Below are 5,757 nucleotides of genomic sequence, written 5' to 3'. Positions count from 1 at the left end.
TAAGTGCGCCAGTACTCCAGGTTCATGATTGGCCTCCGACAGGTCGATCCCATATCGCGCGCACTTTAGTCGCGACCGCCGGGTCGAGCCATTCATCATTGATGTATTCGTTATAAATTGCGAGCCTCTCACCGAGCGTGAAACCAGCCCGCGCGCATTGCTCTCCGAGGCGATCGAGATGCGGCCACGGCGCCTCGGGATTTACGTAATCCTTGCTGAGCGGCGAAATCCCGCCCCAGTCGTTGATTCCCGCATTCAGAAACAGTTCGATTTGCCGCGGCGACAGATTCGGCGGCGCCTGCACGTTCATCGTAAGACCGAGCACGAGGCGCGCAGTCGCGATCGCGCGCGCCATGTCGTAAGCGTCGGGCTCCGGCGCGTCGGCCATCGCAATCTCGGGCTTGGCGCGAAAATTCTGGATGATCACTTCCTGGATATGACCGTGACGCTCATGGGTGTCGCGAATCGCAGTCAGGCTCAGCGCGCGCTCGGCCGGAGTCTCGCCTATACCGAGCAGGATTCCGGTTGTGAAAGGAATCCGCAGCTCACCGGCCTCGTCTATCATCTTGATCCGCAGCGCGGGGTCCTTGTCGGGCGCCGCCTGATGCACTCCGCCGCGCGCCCGCAATCGCGGCGAGATATTCTCGAGCATCAGGCCCATGCTCGCATTGAGCGGACGCAACGCGCGCATCTCGTCGGAAGTCATCAGGCCGGCGTTGGTATGCGGCAGCAGTCCCTCGGCAATCGCGATCTCGCACGCGCGTCCGACGTATTCGATCGTGGTACGAACGCCGAGCATTGTCAGCACCTCGCGATATTCCTTGAAAGCAACCTCCGGCTTGTCGCCGAGGCACATCAGCGCCTCTTTGCATCCGAGCTCGGCGCCGCGCCGCGACCACAGCGCAATCTCGTCGGGCATCATCGTCCACGCGCCGGGGTCGCCGGGATCTTTGCGGAACGTGCAGTAGGTGCATCGATCGCGGCAGAGATTGGTTATCGGTAAAAAGACTTTGCGCGAGTAGGTGACGTCGCGGCCCTTGCCACGATCGCGCAGTTCAGCCGCCGCGGAGAGCATCGTGTCGAGGTCGCCGTCCGGACATTCGATCAGAGCGATCGCGTCGGCATCGCTAAGACGCGCGCCCGCGAGTGCTCGATCGAGGATATCGCGGATCGGCGCGCGTTCGCGCTGCTCGGAAGCGAGCGATGAATGAAGCGAGGCCATCAATCGCGTTTATAAGACATCAGGTGCGAGGAGGCAACCTAGTTGCAAAAGAAAACTGAGGATGGCCTGGCGACTTAAATTCCAGAAAAATAGATCAGAACCGCAGCTAGAATGAGCGCGATTATTATGATCGGTACGTAGTGGCTCTCCTCGACCTTTGGCCACCACGGGAACCATGGGAACGGGTTCGTCTTCACGCTTTCAGCATACGCGATTCAATTGATTGATGCGTCCAAATTTCGGTGGCCATTTGGCGGGCGCGATATCACAATCGTTTCGACCCTGTGGCACAGGCTTCAGCCTGTGATTTTCTGGTCTGCAAACCCAGGCTGAGGACCACAGGCTAAAGCCTGTGCCACTGGAGGACACATCATGATGCCGACCGCCGACCAACTCGCACACACCTACTCGATCGTCGCGCGCGATCCGGACACCGGGCAGCTCGGCGTCGCTGTGCAGTCGCATTACTTCTCCGTCTTTCTCGTCGCGTGGGCGGAAGCTGGGGTAGGTGCGGTCGCGTCCCAGGCGGCCGGCGATCCTGCGTACGGGAAACTGGGGCTTGACTTGATGCGCGCGGGCAAGAGCGCATCTGACAGCCTCGCGGGTCTGCTCGCGACGGATCAGATGAAAGAGCGGCGGCAAGTTGCGATGGTCGACGCCAACGGGCAGGTCGCGGCGCACACAGGTTCGACGACGATTCCCGAAGCTGGGCACCTCGTGGGCGATGGCTTTTCCGTGCAGGCCAACATGATGCTCAAGAACTCGGTGTGGCCTGCGATGGCCGAGGCGTACCGCAGCGCCAAGGGTGAGCTGGTCGATCGACTTCTCGCGGCACTTGATGCGGCCGAGGCTGAAGGCGGTGATATTCGCGGGCGCCAATCGGCGGCGATTCTGATCGTCGAACCAAAGAGCAGCGGCCGTCCCTGGATCGACAGGGTTTTCGATCTTCGGGTTGATGACGCGGCCGAGCCGCTGGTTGAGATTCGCCGTCTCGTCGCGGTTCGCCGCGCGTACATTCATATGCGACTCGCAAACGAGGCGGCCCAGCGCCGCGACCTTGATACGACCGAGCGTGAGTTCACGGCCGCCGAGCGGCTGATCGGCGACAATCCTGAAATGCGTTACTGGCATGCGATGTCCTTGCTCAGCCTTGGCAAGATCGACGATGGTCTCGCGATACTTAATGAAGTCGGACGGCGCGATCGCAACTGGATCGAGCTTACGCTGAGGCTGCCGGATTTCAGGCTGAGAGCCGATGCCCCGTTGAAAGACCGCGTGCGGAAACTGCTGGAGTGACTGTCGCGATTGAGACAAATAAGTTTTGCCCCGCTGACTCGCAGGAGTTAGTCTGAATGGATAGGCGAGATCGGAGTACCCAGATGGCCGAAACCAATGTTGCGCGCGGCGCTGCCGTCGAGCCCGCTCCGCGCGTCGAGTACGAGCTCCAGCTCTATTACTGGATGAAGTTGATTCGCGCGTTCGAGGAGCGCGTCTCGCGATTGCATCGCCAGAACAAAATCCTCGGCGGGGTTTACTCCGGCGCCGGCCAGGAGGCGATCGTCACCGGAATCTGCGCTCCCCTGCACGACGGCGATTTCGTCGCGCCGCTCCATCGCGACATGGGCGTGTTCATCATGCGCGGCGTCGATCCGGGCCGGCTGATGGCGCAGTTGATGGGCAAGGAGACCGGGCTCTCGCGCGGCAAGGATTCGTTTCTGCATGGCGGCGATTTGGAGCACGGAGTTTTCGGATCGACCTCGATGCTCGGTTCGTCGCTGCCGGTCGCGGCCGGCGCCGCACTCAAATTCAAAATGAAAAAGAATCCCAACGTCGCGGTCGCCTTCTTCGGCGAAGGCGCGGCCTCACGCGGCGACGTGCATGAAGCGATGAACTTTGCCGGCGTGCACAAGCTGCCGGTCGTATTCGTATGCGAGAACAATCGCTACGCGTACTCGACCCCGCTCGAAAAGCAGATGGCGATCGAAGACGTCGCGGATCGGGCGGAGGGCTACGGCTTCAAGGGCCACGTGTGCTCAGGCAATGACCTGCTCGCGGTGCTCGAGCTGAGCGAGCGTCAGATTGCGAAGACGCGCGCCGGTGAAGGTCCGGTGCTGATCGAATGCAAGACCTATCGCTATCGCGGGCATAGCGAGCACGACGCGGCGCTCTATCGCGATCAGGAAGAGCTGATCGAATGGCAGAGCCGCGATCCGATTCCGCGCTTCGAGTTCTATCTCGAAAAGAAAGGCCACGAAATCAAGCGCATCCGCGAGCAAATCGACGAACGGGTGAACAAGACGGTGCAGGCCGCGGTGGATTACGCCGAGAGCAGCCCGCTGCCAGAACCTCAAGAAGCACTTGAAGATCTCTACGCGCCGCCCGGCTCGTCCACTTCGCCCAATTCTTCGACCAACGGCAAGCAGTGAAACAGTGAAACACTGAATCATGGAAGCTACCTACATCAAGGCGATCAACGCGGCGCTGCACGAGGAGATGCGCCGCGACGAGAACGTCTTCGTCATGGGCGAGGACGTCGCGGAGTTGGGTGGCGCGTTCAAGGCCACCGAAGGATTGATGGACGCGTTCGGCGAGGAACGCGTTATCGACACTCCGATTTCGGAGGCGCTGATTATCGGCGCGGGCGTCGGCGCGGCGGTGCTCGGGATGCGTCCGGTGGTCGAGATGCAGTTCGCGGATTTTATTTCGTGCGGCTTCGATCAGATCGTCAATACTGCCGCGACTCTCCGCTACCGCCATGGCGGCAAGGCGTCGTGTCCGCTGGTGATTCGCGCACCGTCGGGCGCGGGCGTTCACGGCGCGCTGTTCCATTCGCAAAATCCCGAGGCGTGGTTCACGCGGGTGCCGGGACTCAAGGTGGTCGCGCCCGCGACGCCGTATGACGCGAAGGGAATTCTGAAAAGCGCGATTCGCGACGGCAACCCGGTCGTGTATTTCGAGCACAAGCGGCTCTATCGCAGTATCAAGGAAGATCTTCCAGAGGGGGATTTTACCGTCCCTATTGGAGTCGCTGAATTACGCAAGGAAGGCGGCGACCTCTCGATAATCACGTACGGCGGCACGCTCGGGCAGTCGCTCGACGCGGCGCGAATCGTCGAGAAGGAAGATGGACTCGCGGTCGAGGTGCTCGACTTGCGCACTCTGCTGCCTTTAGATCGCGAGGCGATACTCGCGACCGCGCGCAAGACCGGCAAAGTGCTGGTGGTGCACGAAGATCGGCTGACGGGCGGAATCGGCGGCGAGGTCTCCGCGATCATCATGGAGAACGCGTTCGAATATCTCGACGGTCCGGTGCGCCGCGTCGCGGCCGCGGATGCGCACGTCGCGTTCAGTCCGCCGCTCGAAGATTTTATTTTGCCGAACACCAACAAAATTGTGGAAGCGATCCGCAGCCTGGCGGCGTACTGAAATGGCGATCGACGTAACCATGCCGCAGATGGGCGAGAGTGTCGTCGAAGGCACCATCACGAAATGGCTGGTCAAGGAAGGCGACGTCGTCACCGAAGATCAAGCACTGGTTGAGATTTCGACCGACAAGGTGGACACCGAGATTCCGTCACCGGGCGCGGGACGAATCGCGAAGATTGTCGCGGAGGAAGGGCAGACGCTGCCGGTCGGCGCAACGCTCGCAGTGATCGAGCCGGCGGGCGCTGACGCCTCGGCTAAACTAAAAATCGTCACGCCGAAAGCCGTCCCAAAGCCGGAACCAGCTCCAGTGCAGGCGAAGCCCGCGCCGCTAACGCCGCCGTCACCCACGCCGACGCCCCAGCCGACACCATCGCCTCAGCCGATGCAGTCGGCGAGCGCGGGTGTGCATGAAGTCGAATCCGAACCTGGCGGTCCGCGACGCTTTTCCCCGGTCGTGCTGAAGATAGCGGCGGAAGAGGGAATCGATCTGAGCCGCGTTCCCGGCACCGGAATTGGCGGACGAGTCAGCAAGCGCGACTTGCAGCGTTACCTCGATGCTCTTCGAAAAGGCGGAACGCCTGCTGCGCCGCAGGCGCAAACCAACGGCGCCGCGCAGAGCAGCGCGCGTCCGGCGACCAGTGCTGCCCCGACGCCGCAAGCGCCGGCGCAATCGGGGCCGGGGTTCAAGCCGCCCGTCTATCAGCCGCTCGAGGGCGATATCGTCGAGCCCTTCACGCGCCGGCGCAAGCTGATCGCCGAGCACATGGTCTATTCCAAGACGCATTCGCCGCACGTGGGCACCGTCGCGGAAGTCGACGTCACCAATGCGATGCGTCTGCGCGAGAAGCATAAAGACGAGTTCGCGCGCCGCGAAGGATTCAATCTCACGTTCCTGCCGCTGGCGGCGGCCGCGACGGTCCGAGCGCTCAAGGAATTTCCGCGGATGAATGCGTCGGTGGTCGGCGACTCGGTCGTCATCCGGCGCGAGATCAATCTCGGCATCGCGATGGACACCGACGAGGGCCTGCTGGTGCCGGTAATCAAGGCCGCGCAAACGATGTCGTTGGTTGGGATTGCGCGCGCGATCGAAACGCTGCGCCGCAAAGTTG

At 61.9% G+C, this 5,757-nt stretch carries 5 protein-coding genes; 4 read left to right on the top strand and 1 reads right to left on the bottom strand.

What is annotated here, in order from left to right; translation table 11 throughout:
* Positions 1-22: 22 nt before the first annotated feature.
* Positions 23-1,222: a 7,8-didemethyl-8-hydroxy-5-deazariboflavin synthase CofG gene (cofG, locus tag WB650_RS13900; RefSeq protein WP_422300901.1), complete on the bottom strand. Its 1,200-nt coding sequence runs from the start codon at positions 1,220-1,222 to the stop codon at positions 23-25.
* Positions 1,223-1,594: 372 nt separating this feature from the next.
* Between cofG and WB650_RS13895 the strand changes: the two genes are divergently transcribed.
* From WB650_RS13895 to WB650_RS13880, 4 genes are all read left to right on the top strand, one after another.
* Positions 1,595-2,518, top strand: coding sequence for a DUF1028 domain-containing protein (locus WB650_RS13895; RefSeq protein ID WP_422300902.1), 924 nt, complete (start codon positions 1,595-1,597; stop codon positions 2,516-2,518).
* 83 nt (positions 2,519-2,601) lie between these two features.
* Positions 2,602-3,648, top strand: a complete 1,047-nt coding sequence (locus WB650_RS13890; RefSeq protein WP_422300903.1) for a thiamine pyrophosphate-dependent dehydrogenase E1 component subunit alpha — start codon at positions 2,602-2,604, stop codon at positions 3,646-3,648.
* Positions 3,649-3,667: 19 nt separating this feature from the next.
* A complete protein-coding gene (locus WB650_RS13885; RefSeq protein ID WP_422300904.1) occupies positions 3,668-4,648 on the top strand; it encodes an alpha-ketoacid dehydrogenase subunit beta in 981 nt (326 codons plus the stop codon).
* Position 4,649: 1 nt separating this feature from the next.
* A partial coding sequence (locus WB650_RS13880; RefSeq protein WP_423960865.1) for a dihydrolipoamide acetyltransferase family protein occupies positions 4,650-5,757 on the top strand: 1,108 nt, incomplete at its 3' end.

This window comes from Binatus sp. (SeqCode), from assembly GCF_049584895.1.
Taxonomy (GTDB): domain Bacteria; phylum Desulfobacterota; class Binatia; order Binatales; family Binataceae; genus Binatus.
The sequence above is the reverse complement of the archived record's forward strand: the minus strand, read 5'-3'. Positions and strand labels throughout refer to the sequence as shown.